Source organism: Paenibacillus sp. UMB7766-LJ446, assembly GCF_030226665.1.
Taxonomy (GTDB): Bacteria; Bacillota; Bacilli; order Paenibacillales; family Paenibacillaceae; genus Paenibacillus; species Paenibacillus vandeheii.
Genome location: NZ_JASOYM010000002.1, coordinates 60,449 through 81,281, shown reverse-complemented (window position 1 = coordinate 81,281; position 20,833 = coordinate 60,449). Strand labels below are relative to the sequence as shown.

The following is a 20,833-nucleotide window of genomic DNA, read 5'->3' as shown; positions in this document are numbered from 1 at the left end:
ACATGTGCGAGTGTATTTTTTTGTATGGCGAATGTTAAAACTGCGATGAAGTACACTCTTTTATTTGCATCAGTGCATATCTTGCTCTTTACACTCCAGATTCTCCGATCATTTGCCGCTCAATCATCTTCATTTCATAAAAATAGCCTTTTCGCTCCATTAACTCCGCATAGGAGCCTGCCTCCACTACTCTTCCCTCTTCCATGACCACAATCCGATCCATCTCTTCCAGACCCGTAAGGCGATGACAGATCATTAGAAGCGTATCCTCTGCCGCTTGTGCATAGAGATGTTTCATCACACGTTCTTCTGTAACATAATCCAGTGAGGAAGTAGGTTCGTCGAGAAGCCACAACCGTCCCTTGCGAAGCATCGCCCGTGCCAGAGCCAGCCTCTGCTTCTCGCCGTCCGACAGGTTTTCCCCTTTTTCATAGACTACATCGGTCAATGATGTATTGGGTAGCTGTACTTTTTCCAACACATCTACCAGTTGTTCATCCGAATGTTCTTCATCATTCAACAGCAGATTATCCCGGATCGTTCCCCGGAAGAAATGACTTTGCTGCAGCACGACATTAGCCGATTGCCAAATGCTTGTCTCATCCAGTTCATTCACCGAAATGTCGTTTAAACGGATTTCCCCGGTCGTAGGTGTTTGCAGTTTAAGCAGCAATTCAATAATTGTTGATTTTCCTGATCCGCTCGGTCCGACAATTGCCGTTTTGGAGCCCGGTAAAATATGCAGCGAAATGTCCTTTAATGCCGGTCTCCACTCCCCTTCGTATTGAAACGTAACACTGGAGAGCTCAAGCGATACCGCCTGATTACCAGATAACACTCCGTCGGGCTGCCCAGACTCAGACTGTACATCAGAGGTCTGTATGGTTTCCGTCAGTCTTTTCGCAGCATGCTCGCTATCCTGCTTATAATAGGGTAATGTAGCCATTGCAGCAGCTTCTTCGAAAACGGTTAATGAGGCCATAACCAGCATTGCAAGAAACACGCCAGCGAGCGCTCCGTCAATAATAAGATAGGCTCCAAGCGTCAACACGACCCAGGAAATAAGAAACGTAACCAATGTGTGCATGGATTGCCCGCGCAGCAAGTGTCCGGCAGCCCGCTGCTGCTGAACCGTCAACGCCGCAGAAGCCTGCTGAAGCTGTTGCTCTCGCTGTGCCAGTTGTCCGTACACTTTCAAATCCCGAAATCCATACAATACTTCGGTGACTTCCGTGGAAAGCAGCGCCCGTTGCTCGCGAACACGTCCATGTATTTTCCGCTGCCCAAGCAAAACCACTCCCGGTACAACCAATGCCGTTGTGAGCATGCCTAATACAAACAGACCCGCAATCCAGAATGAAAAGGCTGAAGTAAACAACACCGTAGCCAAAAAGACCATGACCACAATGATCGGTGGATAAGCAACACGTAAAAAATAATGCTGTAGACTCTCCACATCCCCAACGATTCGGGCAAGCAGATCCCCGCTTCGCTTTTTGTTCAATATACCCGGCGTTAAAGGAATGAGTCGGGCAAAGAAGGATGTACGCAAACGGCTAAGCATGGAGAACGTTGCCCTGTGGGAATACAAGCGCTCCCCGTAACGACTCGCAGCCCGAAGCAGGCCAAGCAGCTTGACCATTGAGGTGAGTACAATTAAGGTGTAGAGCGGTGGAGCAAAGACCGTTTGCGAAATCATATACCCACTGGCGGAAAAGAGGGCCACTCCTGCTATGCCGGCAATAAACCCAGCTAGAATCGAAAGGATAATATCCTTTCGCTCCTGAATCAATGCTTTGGATAAAATCGCTAGTTCGTTCATGCTAAGCCCCCTTTTCGTTGAACATCAATCATCTCCGCATACGCGGGTAGTCGCTTCAGAAGCTCTTCATGGCGTCCCGTATCCACTAACACACCGTGGTCCATAAACAATATGCGGTCGGCATGTTGAATGGTATATAGCCGATGAGCCACCGTAATCATCGTCGCCCTTTTTGCCAATGCGGCAATGGAGCGTTGCAGGATCTGCTCTGTGTGCAGATCCAGACCCACCGTGGGTTCATCAAACAATATGATGGAAGGCCGCTTCAAAAAAGCACGTGCCAAGGCAAGCCGCTGTTTTTCCCCACCAGACAGACCTCGGCCACCTTCACCAACCAAGGTATCAAAGCCCTGCTCCAATTGTGCAGCCACTTCGGCAAGCCCCGCATCTTCTGCCGCCTGCTCAATTTCAGTCCTGGAGACGTTCCGACCCGCACCAATCGCAATGTTCTCCGCAAATGTACCTGCAAAAATATACGGATGCTGTGTAATGTAGCTGACCTGTTCGAACCATGCAGCCTCATCATACTTGGATAGCGGTTGTCCATTGACCAGAACCTCTCCTGATGCTGGTTTAAGCAAACCCGCAATGAGATGTAGTAATGTCGTTTTCCCTGAGCCGCTTTTGCCGACAATGGCAATATGTTCTCCCGGATCAAGCTGGACCCGGCCAGTTTCAAGCTCAAATGATTCTGGCGCGTATCGGAATCGGAGATGGTTTAATATCATGGATGGTGGCATGGAACTGTCATTGGAAATGTCCATTTGCAATGTACCTATCCCGTTCTCCCTTTCCATCCGATTCATGCTGTCGACCTCGTCGATTCCATCGGATGTACCTAATCCTCCTTTTCCATCTACCAACTTGCTCTCTCCAGCCGTTTCTTCGAGCATCTGCTCTACCTTACTAACCGCTCCCATACTTGTTCGCCCGCTATGAAAGGCGGTTCCCGTATTTTTCAACAAACTGTAAAATTCGGGAACGAGCAGCAACACGAGAAACGCGGTGTGGAACGACATCGATTTGAATACAAGCAGCTGGATTGCCAGTTCGAGAGCAACGATACCGATACTTAACATGACGATCGATTCCAGCATAAAGGTATTTGTAAACGCAATCCGCAAAATGCCCATCGTGGCATCACGATAATCCAAACTGCTGCGTTCAATTTTCTTCTGCTGACGATGTGCCCGTCCGAATATCTTCAACGTAACCAGCCCTTGAAGAGAATCCAGGAATGTACCGGAGAACTCGGCCAGCTGCGCATATTTTTCCTCTGATTTATTTTTCGTTTTTAGTCCCACCAAAATCATGAACAAAGGAATAAACGGGGCCGTAAACAGCATAACGAAGCCTGAATTGGCATGCTGCATAAACGTTACAATTAAAATCAGAATCGGAATGATGGCAGCCTCCATCATACGCGGCATATACAGACTGAAATAACTGTCAGCCTCATCCACAGCATCCAGAGCAACGCTGACCTTTCCCCCTGTTTGCCCACGAAGGGTTGATGGCATCGACGCACGGGTCAAATGTTGCAGCACGGCTGCCCGCATATTCGTCTTGGCACTGGCAGCCATATGCAAACCAACCTTCCCGTTCCCATAAGACAACCCTGTGCGTACGACCATGGCAGCTAGAAGCAACCCGAGCAGCATGACGACCGACGAGAGGGAAGCTTTCTCCACGAAAATCCGTTGAACTGATTCAGCAAGCAGTGCGGCCTGACTCACAATGGCTATACCGAGTGCGAGTGAAATAACAGCCATGAGCACGAGACGTTTTCGCTGGCCAGACATTTGTTGAGCAAGCAGACTTGTTTTCCTCTTCATGCAAACGCTCCTCCTTTCTATGAACCTATGAGGCAGGGTACTTCCTCACTTTGCATAAATAAATTCACTCTATTTTTTTCCCTTTACATAGTCCGCATCAAACAGAAACAGTCTGAAGACCAGGAGCAGGGAAGGAATCAACATACACATGCCACCGATAAACACAACAACCAGTGCAAAGCCCATCGCTGGTGAGGTGACGCTGTTTTGAATCGTAATGTATGGATCAAGGATATAAGGATATTGACCAATTCCGTAAGCGAAAAAGGCACAGAAAAATTGCAGCATGATACATATAAACGCTAATCCGTAACGGCGTCCGTTGTATAACAGCCACATCGCAATCATGAAAAATGCAACGGAAAGCGCAAGCAGCCACCATAAATCCATCATATTTTGAAAATGTCGCTCATTGTGCTGTCCCAAATATATAAATGCAGTCAGTGCGATAATAATCGTCGGTGTACTCCAGAACAGGGCATAGTTCCGCACCAGCTTCAACGCAGAGTGATCCTCTGCCCGAGATGCATAAAAGGCCAAAAATGAGCTGCTTATGAACAAAACGGACACAATCGCCAGTCCAACGATGCTCCATGATAACGGATTGGTAAACAGCGTCCAGTAATCCAGAGATACCGTCGAACCCTCCTTCACGATAAAACCGCCTTCCGACAGTGTTAGCGCCACTGACAACGAAGCAGGAATAAGCAAACCTGACGCCCCGTATAGAAACAGATACACGATATTAGTTTTGGAGCCATAGTTCTCAAAGGCATAAAACGAACCACGAATGGCGAGCAAAATGACCGCAATACTTCCCGGTACGAGCAGTGCTGATCCGTAATAATAAGCCGTGTCCGGAAAGAATCCAACGATGCCAATATAGAAAAAAACAAAAAATACATTCGTAATCTCCCATACCGGGGATAAATAACGGGAGATCAGACGATTAATCAGGTGATCCTGTTTCGTCAAGCGTGCATAAAAGGCAAAGAAGCCCGCCCCGAAATCAATGGAGGCTACAATTAAATAGCCATACAAGAACAGCCAGAGCACCGAGATGCCAATCAACTCGTAACTCATCATGCATTTTCACCCTTTTCTGTAGTCGGATTGCTCTTCTCCTTCTCCTTTTCCTTCATCCATTTCTCCATCTCGACTTCTGCCGGATTATTGTTGAACAAACGTCTTAGCACGAGAACACACATAACTCCCAGAACGATGTAGAGAAGCAGGAAGAAGAAAAAGATCATTCTTATGTTGGGTGATGAAGTGGCGGCTTCCTCTACACGCATATATCCCCGGATAATCCACGGCTGTCGTCCAAGTTCAGCATAGAACCAGCCCAGCTCAACCCCGAGAAAAGCCATTGGCGCGCCCAGTGCTATGATTCCAAGCAGCCACTTGTTCAGTTCATTGCGCTTTTTCCAGAACACAAACAGGAAATACAGAACCGAGATCGCCAGCAGAGTAAATCCGATTCCAGCCATCAAATCAAACAAGTAGTGAACGAGCAGCGGCGGCCATTCGTCCTTCGGAAACTCCTCCAGTCCGGTTACCTCGGCATTAAAGTCACTAAAGGCCAGGAAGCTGAGCAGTTTTGGCAGGTGAAGAGCTCCTATAATTTCATGCTCTGCATTCAGCCAGCCTAATAAAATCAAATCCGCGCCGCTTTCCGTCTCAAAATGCCACTCTGCCGCTGCTAGCTTCTCCGGCTGATGCTCTGCCAAGAACTTGGCGGACACATCTCCAGCTAACGTGTTCAGCACGCCAAACAGCAGCACCACCGCCATCATGAGGTTCAAGGCTTTTTTGTGGTATGCGGATACCCCTTTTCTCAGCATTGCAAAGGCTGCAATTCCGGCTAACAGGGCAGCTCCTGTCAGATACGCCGAGCTTAATACATGGAACACCTTGGAGAACGTCGCCGTATTCAGCATCGCCTGTATCGGGTCAACCGCTGTGAATTGGCCTGCCTCCATGACAAAGCCCCCAGGCTGGTTCATGAAGCCGTTCACCGTCGTAATAAACACGGCAGACATACCTGCCCCGGCAACAATCGGAATCGTCAGCAGCCAGTGAATGTACGGATTTTTGAATCGATCCCACGTATACAAATAAATGCCCAAGAAGATCGCTTCAAAAAAGAACGCGAACACTTCCATAAATAGCGGAAGTGCAATGACGTTCCCCGCCAATTTCATAAAATTCGGCCATACCAGGGCCAGTTGCAGTGATATCGCTGTACCGGTCACAACACCTACCGCCACAGAAATGACAAACCCTCGTGACCACCTCTTCGCCATTAGTGTGTAGTGAGGATCTTTTTTACGGATCCCCATGAACTCTGCAATAGCGATCATTAGGGGCACACCGACTCCAAGTGTCGCAAAAATAACGTGGAACCCTAGCGTCATGCCTGTCACCAGCTTGCTCCACATCACTGTATCAATTGCCATTCTTTACTGCCTCCTTTCAAACTCTGTTCGATTTTAGCAATGATTTGATGCATTTAATCATTAGGTCAGTCAGCCCTTGAACTACTTTCAATATCAGGATTGGGCAGCTACGCCATTGGTTCAGAATTGGTTTATAAAGCGCTCCTCCGATGTTGTATGTAGAAAGAGAATTTTTTCACAAAGTCAGAGACGAGGGAGTCTTTGCCCAACCAAGTTCTGAACGAGACCTAATAGTTAAAATTATTATATCTTTGTGAATGAGCAATTCAATCACTGACACGTCTTCGTCCCTAAATGTTCAAGAAAGGATCAACTCTTTCCGACAACTCGGTGAAAAGCGTAAAAAGCACCCAAAGGGGCTATTGATTCATTGGGCACAACCGTGGTATTGCATTTCATTTCCACTATGGGTGAAAGGTGTTTTCGAAACCCAACCGTTTGCAGTTGTTCTGGCTCTTGTAGCTTACAAAAAAAACAAAAGAAACCGCTCATATAGCGGCTTCTTTTGTTCTTAAATCTTACAAGGTTTCAATTCTTTTGTTGGACGGTGTCCTCCAGCCATTGCTGCAAGGGAATATCCTTGGTCAACTCACCGAGCAAAATGTGACTGAACATGCCTTCCTGATCTATGATCATGGTCGCTGGCAGCCCGGTGATGCGATACAGACCGGAGACCTTTCCGGTCACATCAATGATTACAGGGAAATCGAATTGCTGTTTATTCATAAATTCACGAATGGTCCCCTTCGCTTCCCCTACGTTGACAAACAGGGTCTGCACGTCTTCTTGATATGTCTGAGCGATCTGATTAATCATCGGCATCTCCCTCACACAAGGGGTACACCAGGAAGCCCAAAAGTTAATCATCACAACTTTGCCCCGATAATCGGAGAGCTTCACCTGTTCTCCGGCTGAATTAACGGCAGTGAATTCAGGAGCAACTGCACCGGTTTCAATAGCACCGATTCTCTGGGACTCTGATGATAAATTCCCTTGGTAAATTGCCCACGCAGCGGTCAGCAAAGCAACGATTCCAATCAGGATTGTGATTAAACGTCTTATTTTCACATTGATTCTCGCACTCTTTTTCCCCAATTGATTCACCTTCATTTCAAGCCGAGACTATGATGAAAAGCAGCATGAAGCGACCCAAACTGTTGACGAAAGTTTTCAGTAGGGCCATCTCCTACATTACGTCCTTTGTTCATAAAAACAATGTGATCTGCAACATCATCTGCAATCTCAAGCTGGTGGGTTGAGAACACGACCATATGTCCCTCCTCCTTGATTTGTTTGATGAGATTTGCAAATTCCTGCATCCAGAAGGGGTCCAGTCCATTCGTCGGCTCATCCATGATTAGTAGCGGGGGCTTGGCCAACAGAGCCTGGGCAAATAACACACGCTGCCGCATGCCCTTGGAAAAGGTTGTGACCCGCTTGTTTTTTTGATCGGCCAAGCCAACCAGGGTTAGCACTTCCGATACTCGCGCTTTGGGGACCTTTCTAAGCGCCGCCCAGAACTGGAGCACTTCCTCTGCTGTCAGACCCTGATTGAAATGATAATCATCCGGCATATATCCGATCTGTTCCGAATACCTCTTTCGTTCTTTGGACCAGCGCATTTTGTTTACCATGATTTCACCCGAGGTAGGTTGAAGAATACCTGCCATCATACGCAGCACAGTACTCTTTCCTGCCCCATTTCCTCCACATAAGGCAAGCACATGGCCAGAAGAAACGCGAAAGGATATATCTTCAACAATCTGTTGTTTTTTGATGGATTTGCACAGTCCAACAATTTCTGCTTCCACGTTATCCATGAGAACGCCCCCTCTCCCAGATCCCGTAGACTGCCACAATAGAACATGCTATCCACAGCAGGCATATCCCCGTAAAAATCCAGCTTCCGCTGGATGGTTGTACCCAATCAACCCACTGATAATATTCAGGTCCCAGTATGGAGCCCCCGCCAAGTTTGATCACAACAAACAAACGTACCAGCTCAGCCGGATTGATAAAGGTTAGAACGGTGAGTAAGGGTTTTACCCACTGATAAGGCATAAGTCCCAGTACGGAGATTAGAAGTGTCGGCCATCCGATCACAGCGAAAAACCAAACGGATACGGATATCGTTAACGCTTGCCACCGATTTTTGGATAACGAGCCGATGAACAATGCAATCGTCAGAAATAGCAGCACAAGTCCGCAGGAGAATACCAGAAACAAAAGGTAGGTCATCACATCTAAAGGGCTGCCAACCCATCCACTAAGAAGACCCATCAATCCATATCCGAATGTAACTATAGTCATTAATACCACCGTGAGACCCAAATATTTTCCTACGATAAAAGACAACGTGCCGATGGGGTATGTGGACAACAGCTGCCAGCTGCCCTCTTCCTTTTCAGAAGTCAACGAGAACGAACCCAGAAAGAGAGTCATCAGCGGCAAAAGATAAAGAATAAGATTTAACATGGAACCTGTCGTGCCAGAGTATCCTGCTACAAAATTCTGAGAATTAATGATCAGCAAACTCAGACTAAATACGCAGAAAAGAATCAAAAATGAATAGGCCCAGGGATTGCGAAACCCCATTTTCATTTCTCTTCGAACGACTTGCAACATATCTCCCATCATGGATCACCATCTTTATTGGCCATTACTTGTGGCCTGAATCTTCCGTGGATTCGCTTTCCTCATGTGTTCCTTCATGCATGCCTTCACCCATTCCCTCTTCGGAATGGCCATGCTCACCCATCATATCCATCATCTCTGTGTTTTGTTTCCAATCGTGGGAGGCGAGGTCTTCAGCGGTCAAGATCGTTCCCACACCCTGCTCAGTAACAAAAGCTTCGGCAGATTGTTTATCCTTAAAATTCAGGATGCCATAGGCCATGGGTGTACGCAGTGAAGCATCGTATACATAAGTAGCTTTGCTGTATTCAATCCATTCCTTGTCATTATAGTCACGAACAAAATCCATCCCGATGTTATCTGTTCCGTTCTCTTCTTTCCACTGGTGCATGCAACCGATGTCATCAAATTTATAATTTTTACCGTCTTTCGTGGTAAGCTGCGTGGCATAGGCATCATCCTTCACCTGCATTTTGCAAATGGCACAGATATCCACGTCTTCATTAATGGGCAACGCCTCGTATTTTTTTCCGCATGCTGTTAATAACAGCACCCCAAAGAGAAGCACCATGACTGTTTTCAAACTTGTTTTTGTTTTCGCTCTCATTTTCATTTTCGTAATCCCCCCATATAGATCATAATAAAAGTTGCCATGCCCAGTAGGATACATCCGATGATCCAAACCTCAGTCGTCTCTTTCACCGCTTGTGCACCTGTTCCCGTCGTCAGTGATTCCGTTTTCATGCTCATTAACGGTGATCTGTCGGTTGTCCACTCTTCCTTGCCTTCCGTAAACAAGCTGCTTACAAAGAGCATGCCTGGAGATTGAAAGAAAAGCTGATAAGCCGAATTTCGGTTGACCACTTGCTCATAGAAAGGATTAATCTCATAGGAAAGTTCACTGATTCCGTCATCGTTCAGGTCAAGACCCTGAAAGGAATCCCAGTAATTCTCCTTCATCTCATTGTTCCGGCTGTCCATCGCTGAAGCTTCAATCACATTCGAAACAAATTGGTTTCTGGTAAACTGGTTGTCCTCTGCCAGAACGAGCTGGATACCAATGAAATTGCGAAGCACCGCATTGCTGCGAATTTCATTTCCTGAGGATTCGGCAATGTTCATGCCCACACGATTACCTTCCACAACATTGTTATGAATTGAGGATCGCTGTACGTCATACAATAAAATCCCTTGTGAATGCACATTTTCGCTCTGTTTACGAAAGGAATTTCCGGATACAACCGTATTCTTGACACCCATCACCATGGCCCCTGTACTGTTGTTCTCCCCCACATTGTCCACAACAGAAGAACCATCGATATACATACAATGGATACCATACCTGGTATGCAGCAGCGTGTTACCCTTAACCGTAAGATTGCGACTGTTCTCCAAGTAGATCCCGTCCCGCATGCCCGTAATTTGGTTCTCTTCAATGGTGTTACGATGGGAATTGTACAAGTCAATGCCATTCCCTTTTTGACCACTAGAAGCCGATTCTGATCCAGCCCATGAAATGTTATTGCTATGTACGAGCCCATCGCGGGAACCCCGCAGCACAATTCCGAAACTTTGACTCTGAATATCAAGGTCCCTGATCTCTGCACGATCTCCTTCAACCTGAATCGCCGCAGTGGGTTCATTCGTTAAGTGCTGAATCGTGAACCCCTGTAATGTCACTCCATCTGAATGAATGGTGATCGTGGACTCAGCTTCTGTATTCAATACTGTTACGGACGAGTCCCCTCGAATGGATATACTCTTGTCTATACTTACGGGACCAGCATAAGTACCAGGCTCAAGTACAAGCACTTCACCAGGTTTAGAACCATCAATGAGTGGCTGGAGTGGAATAGCGCCTTTTGTTCCAGAAGCAGCGTTTGCAGCATCAAGCGGATAAGGTAATAGGATCGCCAGTATACCCAGAATGAGTAATATTCCTAGGACAATCCGTTTGTTCAACATCATAACCTCCTTCATGAAACACACTGCCCATAGTGTACATAAAAACAAATTTTTACCATATAGCTCATTCTGGCTATAGAACTGTACTTTTTGTGTCCAATTTGTGAGGCCGTTGGAGTTAAAAGCAAAAAGAATGACATTCCACTACTCAGAAAGAACGCCCGGATATAATAAAAAAAGCTTATTACAGACGATTATGGTCTGTAATAAGCCCTTGCTCCAATGCATAACGTGTCAATTGAACACGATTTTGAACCTGCAGTTTTTGCAAAATGTTTTTCAAGTGATTCTTGACGGTATACTCTGAGATCGTATAATTTGCAGCGATTTCTTTGTTGGTCCATCCTGCAGCTACACCATATAGAATATCCTTTTCTCTTGTGGTTAATGGAACATCAGGCTCTTTTTTCTCCGTTAGTGAGACGTCCTTCAGGATTTGGTAAGCCACCTCGCGGCTCAAAGGAGCTTCTTCTGTAACGATGGAATGAAGATATTCCAGCCACATGGACGGTTCAAGGTTTTTGAGAAGATAGCCCTGAGCTCCCCGCTTCAACGCCTCCAAAAGGTGAAGTACATCATCCGAGACGGTAATCATGACAATCTTCACATAAGGAAAGGCCAATTTGATCCGTTGTGTTGCTTCCAGACCGTTCAGGATCGGCATCTGAATGTCCATAAGGATCAGATCGGGAAGCCACTGTTCTGTATAATCAATCGCCTGCTGACCGTCCGATACGACGCCAATCACTTCGAAGCTGGGATCTATGGATAAAATTTCACATATGGCTTCTCTCGCATGAGCGTGATCGTCCACAACAAGTACGCGAGTATGGCTCATTACATCTCACCATCCTTTGAAAATTCGACAACGGTATGCTCCTCTTCCCTTCGGAATTGCATATTAAAGTTCAGTTCATTCATCCGCTCTCGCATGATTTTTAATCCATATCGATCCTTTCGTTCAAAAGGATTCATCTCAAACCCTTTTCCATTATCTCGAATCGTGATATTCCAGCACTGCTTGTACCCGTTTCCCTGAATCCATGCTTGGGATGCTGATGCATGCTTTTGAATATTAAAAAGAGCCTCCCGAATACAAGCGAGCAGTTCTACTCTCTCTTTGTCAGAAAATGCATCCTCCGGGATGCTCCAGTCCAGTTCAATTCGGACAGGGATATCTTTGGAAATTCTTCGAATCTGACCAATCCATGTGACCGATTCGTTCATAGTCAAGGCTTGATCAACGTTAGGATCATAACGCAAATCTGCAATGGCCTGACGCACATAACGATTGACTTCATGAACCGTTTTTTTGATCGAATACACATCGTCCAGCTGTTGATCCTGCTTGGCTTGCTCCTCCAAACGTCCGACCTTCACCGATAATAAAAAAAGGGATTGCGCAATTCCATCATGAAGTTCCTTGGCCATCTTTTCCCGAGATTCAAATGCGGCTTTGACTTCACGCTCATGCTCCAGCTCTTTTTGGATACGTTCCAACATGAGAAATAGCCGAGTTAACAACGTTATGCTCACAACATATACAATGACAGGCGTCAGCCAGTTGCCCAGATCCATTGATATATAGGGGAGCAAAAACTGATGTCGTACATATTCCCAGAGTCCAACGGTCAAGGTAGGAATGAGCAGAATCATCCACTTGATTTGTTTGTAAGACATTTTCTCCTCCTACACATCCAGATAAGAATCAGTGAGGCAAACGAAGAATATAACCAAATCCCCACAGGGTTTGAATCAACTCTTCCCGATTCGGCACATGCTCGGATAGTTTGTCACGCAGCCGTTTCACATGAGTATCTACAGTTCGATAATCCAGATCTTCCTCATGCTCCACTTTCCAGACAATTCTCAGCAGGTCCTGCCTGGAGAAAGCTATTTCCGAGTGTGTCGCCAGATGATAAAGCAAATCAAATTCTTTGGGCGTCATATGAATTTCCTCATCTTTTATTGTGACCCTTCGGGAAGCTGGATTGATTAAAATGGAGGAAATCAGCACCTCGCTCGCTGAATGATCTTTTGGCGCAGGCTCAACCACACCGGTATAACGAGCCATTATGGTTTTGATACGGAGAACCACTTCCCTCGGACTAAATGGTTTCATCACAAAGTCATCCGCCCCTGCTTTGAAAGCTTCAAGCCGATTCCCTTCTTCTGACTTGGCTGTCAGAAACATGACGGGTATGCTGAAGTTTGTCCGCAGGTAATGGCATATTTCAATTCCCTTAACATCGGGAAGAATCCAATCCAGAATGATCATGGCATACGACTCCTGATGAAGCTTACTTAAGGCTTGCCAGCCCAACGAAGCCTCTTCGATGATAAATTGTTCTTTCTCCAAATACATTCGAAGAAGTCTTCGGACCCGTTCATCATCATCTACAATTAATATTCTATGTTGCGGCAGGGTCCCGTTCATGTTTTACCTCCACTTCTTTATGATATGTAATCAGCATACCTTCATCATACTTAAAAGGCATGACTCCATAGAGCCATGCCTTTTGATAATCTACTTTCGAATTGTAGACAATGTATGAACGATTATGTTCAGGCTATTTCTTGCTGTAAGACAGCTGTAACGACATCGTCGGCAACCTTAACCATTCTCACTGTCAATCCCAATTCTCACATGCACCAATTATCATGGCTTCGAATATGGATATCTACTAAGCCCCAAATTTTTTAAACCTAGTAATAGAGCCCATTCATCAGGTTTTTCACAAAATCGATACCGAAATACATTTGACAAAGCTATATATTGATATAAAATTAAAAATATAATCTATATATAGTGTTTGTTTTTGATCACCTTTCATTTGTCAAGGAGGATATGATAGTGCTAATTGTGTATGATTCGATAACCGGGAATGTTAAGAGGTTTATTTCCAAGCTTCAACTGCCGGCTGTTCAGATTCAGAATCAAATGACGATTGATGAACCGTACGTACTTGTGACATATACAACAGGTTTTGGACAGATACCTGATAAGGTGTCTTCTTTTTTGCAAAAAAACTCTGAATACCTGATTGGCGTGGCCGCCAGCGGTAACCGTAACTGGGGTGAGCGTTTTGCCAAAAGTGCAGATCTGATATCTGCATCTTACAACGTCCCGGTTATCAGTAAATTTGAATTATCTGGTTCTAAAAGAGATGTGGAGTATTTTGAACAGGAGGTGAGCCGCATTGCGTCATATTGAATTGAATAACATGCTGTTAAAGCGCAACTCTGATGGCTTCTTCCAGTTACATAAGGATCAAGAGGCTGTAGAGGAGTTTATGAAAGAAATCAAAGATAAAAGTATGGTATACGCCAACATTGATGAACAAGTCCAATTCATGATTGAACATGATTATTACGAGGATTTCTATGCTTCCTATACAACCGACGAAGTTAGAACCGTATTCGAAATTACACGCGGCTATCAGTATAAGTTTCCTTCCTATATGGCAGCGTCCAAGTTCTACACCGATTATGCGTTGAGAACATATGACCGAAAAACATACCTTGAACAATATGCGGATCGAGTCGCAGCCGTAGCACTTCATCTGGGTCAAGGACATTTTGATACGGCTTGTTTGCTGTCTCGTTCTATGATGGAGCAGCGTCTTCAACCCGCGACCCCCACTTTTCTGAATGCCGGAAAAAGTCGGCGCGGTGAACTGGTTTCTTGCTTCCTGCTTGAAATGGATGATTCACTGAACTCCATAAACTATGTACTGAACACTTGTATGCAGTTATCCAAAATCGGTGGTGGAGTGGCTGTCAACCTGTCGAAGTTGCGTGCTCGCGGAGAAGTCATTAAAGGTGTCGAAGGTGCTGCTAAAGGCATTACGCCTGTTCTCAAGCTGATGGAGGATGGTTTCTCCTACGCCGATCAGATGGGTCAACGGAAGGGTTCTGGCGCAGCATACTATAATATTTTCGGTTGGGACGTTATGGAACTGCTGGACAGTAAAAAGATCAATGCGGACGAGAAAATCCGTCTAAAAACTCTCTCTATCGGACTTATTGTCCCTAATCGTTTTTATAAGCTGGCTCAAGATAATGAGCCCCTGTATCTCTTCGCACCTTATAGTGTCTATAAGGCGTATGGAACACATTTGGATGATATGGATCTGGATGTGATGTATGATACCTTACTGGCTGACGACCGTGTGAAGAAGAAAAAATCGTTGAGTGCACGGGACATGCTGACCAAAATAGCGATGATTCAACTTGAATCCGGCTATCCCTATATCATTAATAAAACCAATGCCAATCAAGCACATGCCTTAAAAAACGTAGGACAAGTCAAAATGTCCAATCTCTGCACAGAGATCTTCCAACTTCAGGAGACTTCTGAAATTACAGACTATGGTCAACCGGATATTATCCGCAAAGATATTAGCTGCAACCTGGCCTCCCTCAATATTGTTAATGTTATGGAGAGCGGCAAGATCAAGGAATCCGTTCATGAGGGAATGATCGCACTGACCTCCGTTAGCGACATGACGCATGTTGCCAATGCTCCAGGTGTAGCCAAAGCCAACTCCGAAATGCATTCCGTTGGTTTGGGTGCCATGAATTTGCACGGTTATTTAGCCAAAAACAGGATTGCTTATGAGAGCTCGGAAGCCAAGGATTTTGTACGTACCTTCTTTATGACCATGAATTATCATTCTCTGGAGAAAAGTATGGAGTTTGCAATGCAAACCGGCCAACGGTTCCATGGATTTGATAAGTCCGACTATGCGACTGGTGTATATTTTGATCGTTATATGACCACGGATTACCGTCCCAACACATCGAAAGTACAACAATTGTTTAACGGAATTGATGTTCCTTCGCCCGATGATTGGAAACAGCTTAAATCTAAAGTGATGGAAAATGGCCTCTATCATGCTTATCGCATGGCTATTGCTCCAACAGCAAGCATCTCTTATATCCAAAATGCAACATCCAGTGTAATGCCAATCGTAGAACAAATTGAGACACGAACTTATGCCAATTCAACCACGTATTATCCGATGCCCTATTTGCAAAAGGATAACGTCTTCTATTACAAATCAGCGTATCAGATGGATCAATTCAAAGTGATCGATTTGATTGCGGAGATTCAGCCGCATGTGGACCAAGGAATCTCCACAATTCTTCATGTGAACAGTGATGTATCCACTCGAGAATTGGCTCGCTGCTACCTGTATGCTGCTCATAAGGGGTTGAAATCTCTGTATTATACAAGAACCAACAAGCTAACGATGGAAGAATGCATTGCTTGCTCAATATAAACAAATTTCCCTTTTGGGTATTCGATTGGAGTTTGATATAACATGCCGGCAATTCAAGCTGTGAACTGGAATCGGGCTGATGATGATTTCACTCTCATGTTCTGGAATCAGAACATTATGCAATTTTGGACCGATGACGAGATTCCTTTATCCGATGATAAAAAGACCTGGGGCATGCTCAGTGATACAGAAAAAGACGCTTATATGAAAGTTTTGGGAGGTCTAACGCTTCTGGATACCATTCAGGGCGGTGTAGGTATGCCGCAGATTATGGAGCATGTGGATGGACTGCAACGCAAGGCCGTACTGAGCTTTATGGCGATGATGGAACAGATTCATGCGAAATCCTACAGCAGTATTTTTACCACATTGGCATCAACCGAAGAAATTGACGGTGTATTTAAATGGGTGGAAGAAAATCCATATCTGCAAACCAAAGCGACGGTTATACGTCAGTATTATATGAACATTGAAACTTCAAAAGATTTATATATGGCGATGGCCGCTTCCGTACTTTTGGAAAGTTATTTGTTTTACAGCGGATTCTTCTATCCACTCTATTTAGCTGGACAAGGCAAACTCACCTGCAGTGGTGAGATCATTGATCTGATTCTGCGGGATGAAAGTATTCATGGTGTATATGTGGGTGTGTTGGCCCAGGAAATATACGCCAGCTTTGATGAAACACAGCGGAATGATGTGTACCAAAGTTTGGTTGATTTAATACAGCTTCTTCATCAAAATGAGTTGCAATATACGCAGGAATTATATACCCCTATTCATTTGACTGAAGAAGTGGAAACCTTCCTTCGTTATAACGCTAACAAAGCGATGATGAACCTCGGTTTTGAACCATTATTTGAAGACGAGGAAGTTAACCCGATTGTGTTAAATGGAATCAGTACCCATACTAAGCAGCATGACTTTTTCTCTAAAAAAGGCAACGGCTATATTCGCACACTGAATGTGGAACCTCTGACGGATGATGATTTCAAGTTTGAATAAACCATTACATGATTACAATGACTACGTGTAGCCAATGAATATAAATAAAGAAGGCTGTTCCCCACAGAGGAATAGCCTTCTTTATTTAATCTTCGAGAAATGAAATCAGTCTTTGCAGGAGAACAGGCTCTTCCTTTCGAAATTGCTCCAATCGGAGCCTTACCTTTGCAAATATTTCATTGTCTTTACGTATTTCATGTCGGATGTATTGGTCTCTTAACTTCATTGCCCTTGTAGTTATATCCTGATAACCATTCACAAGTTGTTCGTCGTAAGGGATGATCCCCTCATCGACCAAGTAGCCAATCCGCTCGTTCATCATTTTTTTGTGCTCCCAGAGTACATGAAGATGTCTCACATCGTTACGTTCACCAAGCCGGGGATCATTGCTCTCTACGGCATCATAGTACATTTGCAAATAGTCATAGACATCAAGGCCAAAAGCCTGTTCTTCGTCAGGATTGTAATTAATGCGGTTCAGATGGGTCTCTCCGTTCAGATAATCATGCAGCTGGTCGAGTGCTACGATTCGATCAAAAGGATAAGGGGAATGCGGCTCGTATTTGTAAAAATACGTGTGGTGATCTGCGGTGAGCCCCTCTCTCAGCAGATGTCTCATGGAATGGATAGCATCCTGAAAGTCTGTGAACGAAATCTGCAAATTGCGGTAAACTCCTGTATGATCGAACATGGAAGCATCAAAAACACGTTTGTCCCAATCAAAACCGTATAAAAAGAGATGATGAGGAAACGGTTCTTTCTGATAGGCCGCCGCTGGCGGTAGCTGAGCTTCATCCAAAAACACGACGCAATAATAACCGCTGCGAATCTGATCCGCGAAAAATTGAGGCCAAACGTCCAGCGCCAAATGCTCCAGAATCGTATAATTCACAGAGCATGTCAGTAGAAATGGATTGTTGAAATTCAATTCGTTGGGCTTGCCCCGGAAGAAATCGATATAAAACTGTCTGCCATCCTCCAGAAAGGTTTTCTTGCAGGATAACTGAATGAAATTGCTGTAATACCAAGGAATCGTTTCCTCATGTGCACTGGTAATTGAAAGTGTGTAAGCCCACCGCAGGAATCCTTTAAGCGGCGGGTTTAACACGGGTAGCTGAACAGCATCCATTCTTTCTCCCCCTTCTGAGTTCTGAGACTTTACCCGTCTACTCTACCTGATGTCGAGAATCCGCTTAACTGCTTGCACTACTATATCCCTTCACGGCCTGTTTCCAGAGCAATCGTACAGCTGTGAAAAGTATAAGTGAACCGACCAGCGCCAGTCCTGTATAGAGCCAGCTGAGCTGTCCCAGCAGGAACAGCGGTCCGAAATTGGTAATCAGGAACAGCGGTATGACAAAGGTACCGATCCGACGGACCCAAGTCGGGTATATCGCCATCGGAAAGTTGTTGGCATCCCACGCGGAATGAGCGATCTCCGATGCAGAACCCGTCTGAACGAACCGAAATGACAGCAGCGCAGGGATAATCATTAGACAGTATGTGATGATAACGGAGACGAATAACAGCAGCATAAACCCGGCAAGCTGGAGAAATGTCAGGGGTATGTCCATGGCATGCCAGCCAATACCTATCATGACGAAACCAACCAAAATATCAGGGATTGGCAGCGCCAGATCGACATAACGCAAGGAAGCCATAAATTGAAGAGAAACCGGCTTCGTTAGCATTAGATCAAGCGAGCCGTCCTTAATATATTCCGGAATTTTCGTGAAATTTGTGAAAAACAGCCCCACGTAAATTCCTGTCACCACGGTGTGCATGCCTATAAATAGAAGCAGCCCTTCAGGCGGTATGCCGTCTACGTGAAGATCGGTGCGGAACACGACGAGCACATATAACAGTTTGGCGAGCAGGTAGACGGATTCCACCAGCAGGCTCATCATGAAATTGCCGCGAAACTCCATCTGGGCAATGAGACAATTTTTGATGAACATGCCGTACAAATGTGCGTATTTTCTCATGGTTCTAAACATATGGAATGCCCGCTACCCCCCAACCGCCGAATATTTCTTCATGGATATCCGCCACGTTAGACGGGATAGCCATAAGAACAGGAGTATCCACCCGCACTGGATGAGCAATCCCTGATACATGGCCGCCATTTCCGTCTTACCGCTGAGGACATTAACTGGAAAATAAATAGTATATGGAAATGGCGTGTACTGAAGTGCCTCCACAATTGAATCCCCGAAAATCTCCAACGGGAACATGCCTCCACTCAAAATATTGATGAGTAGACTCGTAATGACGAAAAAGTAAGAGATTTCATTCAGATAAAAAGCGCTTGCGCAGATGCAGTAGGAGATTAAGAAATTGAGCAAAAGTGCCCCCGACAGTGTGACGACGAAGAGGATCAGCCGTATGACCTGGAACTCAAGCACGCCCCCGGCAGATGCGATCCATATAATTCCAACGAGCAGCACAGCTGTAACTCCGTAATAGATCGCCTTCTGTCCGAAAAAGGATACTAGCCGATACCCGAAGTAGCTGACTGGTTTGATCAAATACTTGTTGAGGCCGCCGTTTTTGATATCATCGACAATCTGGTGCTCGAACTGGGTAGCGATCAGCTTGGATACCAAGCCCGCCAAGATGGTATACAATATGATTTGATTGTATGAATACGAGAACAGCGCTGCTTCGCCAGAATGTTGGTACACCGCTGTCCATATAAAATACTGAACAAGAATCGGAAACGCGGCTCCGAGAAGACCGAGAAAGAAGTGAAATCGGTATTCCATCGATTGCTGCACACCCATCGAAAAAACAGCCGTATACAATTTGCGTCCATTCATCCGACGGATTCCTTTTGGTAGAGCATCGAGATACTCTCCTCAATCGGCACGTCCTCAATCGTCCAGTCAACAATCGGGAACGAATCGAGCACAGCGCGCGACACTTCTTTTAAGCGATGTTTGGGCAGCTCCAAAACAACGCTGTAATCGTCTGAGCTGATTACTTTCCCGAATTTGATCAACCGCTGCTCGGCAACTGGCTCCGAGAATCGCAATTTCACAATTTTGTGCTCACCAAACAGATCATTAATCTTGTGAAGATCTCCGTCATATAGAAGACTTCCTTCGTTAATGATAATCGTCCGCTTGCACAGGTCCTCCACATCCTTCATGTAGTGGCTCGTCAACAGGATTGTCGCGCCAAACTGCTCATTATAGTATTTCAGAAACTCCCGCACCCTCTTCTGCGAGGGAAAATCCAGGCCGATCGTCGGCTCGTCGAGATAAAGCAGCTTCGGTCGGTGGATCAGAGCGGCGATCAGCTCCATTTTCATACGTTCACCCAAGGACAGCCTGCGTACCTGCACATCCAGGAGGTCTTGCACATCAAGCATTTCCGACAGTTCGGCAAGACTTCGACGGTAGAGTTCATCCTCCACGTCATATATACATTTGTTCAAATAAATCGAGTCACTGGCAGGAAGGTCCCACCAAAGCTGATTTTTCTGGCCCATCACAATGGAGAAAAGCCGTTTGAACTCGTTCTTTCGCTCCCAAGGTACATAGCCAAGTACGTCAGCCTTTCCGCTTGTGGGATATAGAATGCCCGATAACATTTTGAGCGTCGTGGTTTTCCCTGCTCCGTTTGGCCCCAGAAATCCAACACACTCTCCGGGGCCGATATCGAAGGAAACGGATTTAACCGCTTCCTTCACAAGTGATTTGCGAGCAAACAAGTTTTTCAAAGAATGTTTGAGTCCAGCTTCTTTCCGGTAATATACGAACGATTTGTGCAGTTCCCGCACACGGATAAAGTCCATCCCCGCTCCTCCTGAATGATTGCATGTTT

The 20,833-nt window shown here is 45.4% G+C and carries 19 protein-coding genes; 3 read left to right on the top strand and 16 right to left on the bottom strand.

Annotation, left to right across the window (positions count from 1 at the left end):
* Positions 1-88 precede the first annotated feature (88 nt).
* The 12 genes from cydC to QP794_RS05310 all read right to left on the bottom strand — a co-directional run bounded on the left by cydC (position 89) and on the right by QP794_RS05310 (position 13,152).
* Positions 89-1,822, bottom strand: a complete 1,734-nt coding sequence (cydC, locus tag QP794_RS05365; RefSeq protein ID WP_285075271.1) for a thiol reductant ABC exporter subunit CydC — start codon at positions 1,820-1,822, stop codon at positions 89-91.
* Positions 1,819-3,657 carry a thiol reductant ABC exporter subunit CydD gene (cydD, locus tag QP794_RS05360; protein ID WP_285075270.1) on the bottom strand — a complete coding sequence of 613 codons (1,839 nt, stop codon included), beginning with the start codon at positions 3,655-3,657 and terminating at the stop codon, positions 1,819-1,821. Before cydD ends, cydC begins: the two co-directional genes overlap by 4 nt.
* 69 nt (positions 3,658-3,726) lie before the next feature.
* On the bottom strand, positions 3,727-4,743 hold the full coding sequence (locus tag QP794_RS05355) for a cytochrome d ubiquinol oxidase subunit II (RefSeq protein ID WP_079349178.1): 1,017 nt from the start codon (positions 4,741-4,743) through the stop codon (positions 3,727-3,729).
* A complete protein-coding gene (locus QP794_RS05350; RefSeq protein ID WP_285075269.1) occupies positions 4,740-6,116 on the bottom strand; it encodes a cytochrome ubiquinol oxidase subunit I in 1,377 nt (458 codons plus the stop codon). The genes QP794_RS05355 and QP794_RS05350 overlap by 4 nt, the downstream gene beginning before the upstream one ends.
* A gap of 528 nt (positions 6,117-6,644) precedes the next feature.
* Positions 6,645-7,184, bottom strand: coding sequence for a redoxin domain-containing protein (locus QP794_RS05345; RefSeq protein WP_285075268.1), 540 nt, complete (start codon positions 7,182-7,184; stop codon positions 6,645-6,647).
* A 38-nt stretch (positions 7,185-7,222) separates the two neighbouring features.
* Positions 7,223-7,936, bottom strand: a complete 714-nt coding sequence (ccmA, locus tag QP794_RS05340) for a heme ABC exporter ATP-binding protein CcmA (protein WP_285075267.1) — start codon at positions 7,934-7,936, stop codon at positions 7,223-7,225.
* Positions 7,929-8,750: an ABC transporter permease gene (locus QP794_RS05335; protein ID WP_285075763.1), complete on the bottom strand. Its 822-nt coding sequence runs from the start codon at positions 8,748-8,750 to the stop codon at positions 7,929-7,931. Before QP794_RS05335 ends, ccmA begins: the two co-directional genes overlap by 8 nt.
* Positions 8,751-8,775: 25 nt before the next feature.
* Positions 8,776-9,363 carry a nitrous oxide reductase accessory protein NosL gene (locus QP794_RS05330; RefSeq protein WP_350338848.1) on the bottom strand — a complete coding sequence of 196 codons (588 nt, stop codon included), beginning with the start codon at positions 9,361-9,363 and terminating at the stop codon, positions 8,776-8,778.
* The gene (locus tag QP794_RS05325; RefSeq protein WP_285075266.1) at positions 9,360-10,718 is read right to left on the bottom strand and encodes a right-handed parallel beta-helix repeat-containing protein; all 1,359 of its coding nucleotides are present in this window, start codon (positions 10,716-10,718) and stop codon (positions 9,360-9,362) included. Before QP794_RS05325 ends, QP794_RS05330 begins: the two co-directional genes overlap by 4 nt.
* Before the next feature lie 181 nt (positions 10,719-10,899).
* Complete coding sequence (locus QP794_RS05320) at positions 10,900-11,553, bottom strand: response regulator (RefSeq protein ID WP_285075265.1); 654 nt, start codon at positions 11,551-11,553, stop codon at positions 10,900-10,902.
* Positions 11,553-12,395 (bottom strand): sensor histidine kinase, encoded by an 843-nt coding sequence (locus tag QP794_RS05315; protein WP_285075264.1) that lies wholly within the window; start codon positions 12,393-12,395, stop codon positions 11,553-11,555. The genes QP794_RS05320 and QP794_RS05315 overlap by 1 nt, the downstream gene beginning before the upstream one ends.
* Positions 12,396-12,423: 28 nt before the next feature.
* A complete protein-coding gene (locus QP794_RS05310; RefSeq protein ID WP_285075263.1) occupies positions 12,424-13,152 on the bottom strand; it encodes a response regulator transcription factor in 729 nt (242 codons plus the stop codon).
* Between the two features lie 417 nt (positions 13,153-13,569).
* Here QP794_RS05310 and nrdI point away from each other — a divergent pair, with 417 nt between their 5' ends.
* From nrdI to nrdF, 3 genes are read left to right on the top strand one after another with little or no spacing between them, the layout of a single operon-like run.
* Positions 13,570-13,929 (top strand): class Ib ribonucleoside-diphosphate reductase assembly flavoprotein NrdI, encoded by a 360-nt coding sequence (gene nrdI / locus QP794_RS05305; protein ID WP_024634092.1) that lies wholly within the window; start codon positions 13,570-13,572, stop codon positions 13,927-13,929.
* On the top strand, positions 13,916-16,000 hold the full coding sequence (gene nrdE, locus QP794_RS05300; protein WP_285075262.1) for a class 1b ribonucleoside-diphosphate reductase subunit alpha: 2,085 nt from the start codon (positions 13,916-13,918) through the stop codon (positions 15,998-16,000). Before nrdI ends, nrdE begins: the two co-directional genes overlap by 14 nt.
* Positions 16,001-16,042: 42 nt before the next feature.
* A complete protein-coding gene (gene nrdF, locus QP794_RS05295) occupies positions 16,043-17,005 on the top strand; it encodes a class 1b ribonucleoside-diphosphate reductase subunit beta (RefSeq protein ID WP_285075261.1) in 963 nt (320 codons plus the stop codon).
* An 85-nt stretch (positions 17,006-17,090) separates the two neighbouring features.
* On the opposite strand, the gene QP794_RS05290 is transcribed toward nrdF, so the two are convergent.
* The 4 genes from QP794_RS05290 to QP794_RS05275 form a co-directional block, all read right to left on the bottom strand.
* Positions 17,091-18,134, bottom strand: coding sequence for a hypothetical protein (locus QP794_RS05290; protein ID WP_285075260.1), 1,044 nt, complete (start codon positions 18,132-18,134; stop codon positions 17,091-17,093).
* 64 nt (positions 18,135-18,198) lie between these two features.
* Positions 18,199-18,990 (bottom strand): ABC transporter permease, encoded by a 792-nt coding sequence (locus QP794_RS05285; RefSeq protein ID WP_285075259.1) that lies wholly within the window; start codon positions 18,988-18,990, stop codon positions 18,199-18,201.
* 24 nt (positions 18,991-19,014) lie between these two features.
* On the bottom strand, positions 19,015-19,824 hold the full coding sequence (locus tag QP794_RS05280; protein WP_079349191.1) for an ABC transporter permease: 810 nt from the start codon (positions 19,822-19,824) through the stop codon (positions 19,015-19,017).
* Positions 19,821-20,804: an ABC transporter ATP-binding protein gene (locus QP794_RS05275; protein ID WP_079349192.1), complete on the bottom strand. Its 984-nt coding sequence runs from the start codon at positions 20,802-20,804 to the stop codon at positions 19,821-19,823. Before QP794_RS05275 ends, QP794_RS05280 begins: the two co-directional genes overlap by 4 nt.
* Between the last annotated feature and the right edge of the window lie 29 nt (positions 20,805-20,833).

Excerpts from the sequence above, each read along its gene's own strand:
- cydC (WP_285075271.1), bottom strand. The coding sequence starts at position 1,822 with ATGAACGAACTAGCGATTTTATCCAAAGCATTGATTCAGGAGCGAAAG.
- cydD (WP_285075270.1), bottom strand. The coding sequence starts at position 3,657 with ATGAAGAGGAAAACAAGTCTGCTTGCTCAACAAATGTCTGGCCAGCGA.
- QP794_RS05355 (WP_079349178.1), bottom strand. The coding sequence starts at position 4,743 with ATGATGAGTTACGAGTTGATTGGCATCTCGGTGCTCTGGCTGTTCTTG.
- QP794_RS05350 (WP_285075269.1), bottom strand. The coding sequence starts at position 6,116 with ATGGCAATTGATACAGTGATGTGGAGCAAGCTGGTGACAGGCATGACG.
- ccmA (WP_285075267.1), bottom strand. The coding sequence starts at position 7,936 with ATGGATAACGTGGAAGCAGAAATTGTTGGACTGTGCAAATCCATCAAA.
- QP794_RS05335 (WP_285075763.1), bottom strand. The coding sequence starts at position 8,750 with ATGGGAGATATGTTGCAAGTCGTTCGAAGAGAAATGAAAATGGGGTTT.
- QP794_RS05330 (WP_350338848.1), bottom strand. The coding sequence starts at position 9,363 with ATGAAAATGAGAGCGAAAACAAAAACAAGTTTGAAAACAGTCATGGTG.
- QP794_RS05325 (WP_285075266.1), bottom strand. The coding sequence starts at position 10,718 with ATGATGTTGAACAAACGGATTGTCCTAGGAATATTACTCATTCTGGGT.
- QP794_RS05320 (WP_285075265.1), bottom strand. The coding sequence starts at position 11,553 with ATGAGCCATACTCGCGTACTTGTTGTGGACGATCACGCTCATGCGAGA.
- QP794_RS05315 (WP_285075264.1), bottom strand. The coding sequence starts at position 12,395 with ATGTCTTACAAACAAATCAAGTGGATGATTCTGCTCATTCCTACCTTG.
- QP794_RS05310 (WP_285075263.1), bottom strand. The coding sequence starts at position 13,152 with ATGAACGGGACCCTGCCGCAACATAGAATATTAATTGTAGATGATGAT.
- nrdF (WP_285075261.1), top strand. The coding sequence starts at position 16,043 with ATGCCGGCAATTCAAGCTGTGAACTGGAATCGGGCTGATGATGATTTC.
- QP794_RS05290 (WP_285075260.1), bottom strand. The coding sequence starts at position 18,134 with ATGGATGCTGTTCAGCTACCCGTGTTAAACCCGCCGCTTAAAGGATTC.
- QP794_RS05285 (WP_285075259.1), bottom strand. The coding sequence starts at position 18,990 with ATGAGAAAATACGCACATTTGTACGGCATGTTCATCAAAAATTGTCTC.
- QP794_RS05280 (WP_079349191.1), bottom strand. The coding sequence starts at position 19,824 with ATGAATGGACGCAAATTGTATACGGCTGTTTTTTCGATGGGTGTGCAG.
- QP794_RS05275 (WP_079349192.1), bottom strand. The coding sequence starts at position 20,804 with ATGGACTTTATCCGTGTGCGGGAACTGCACAAATCGTTCGTATATTAC.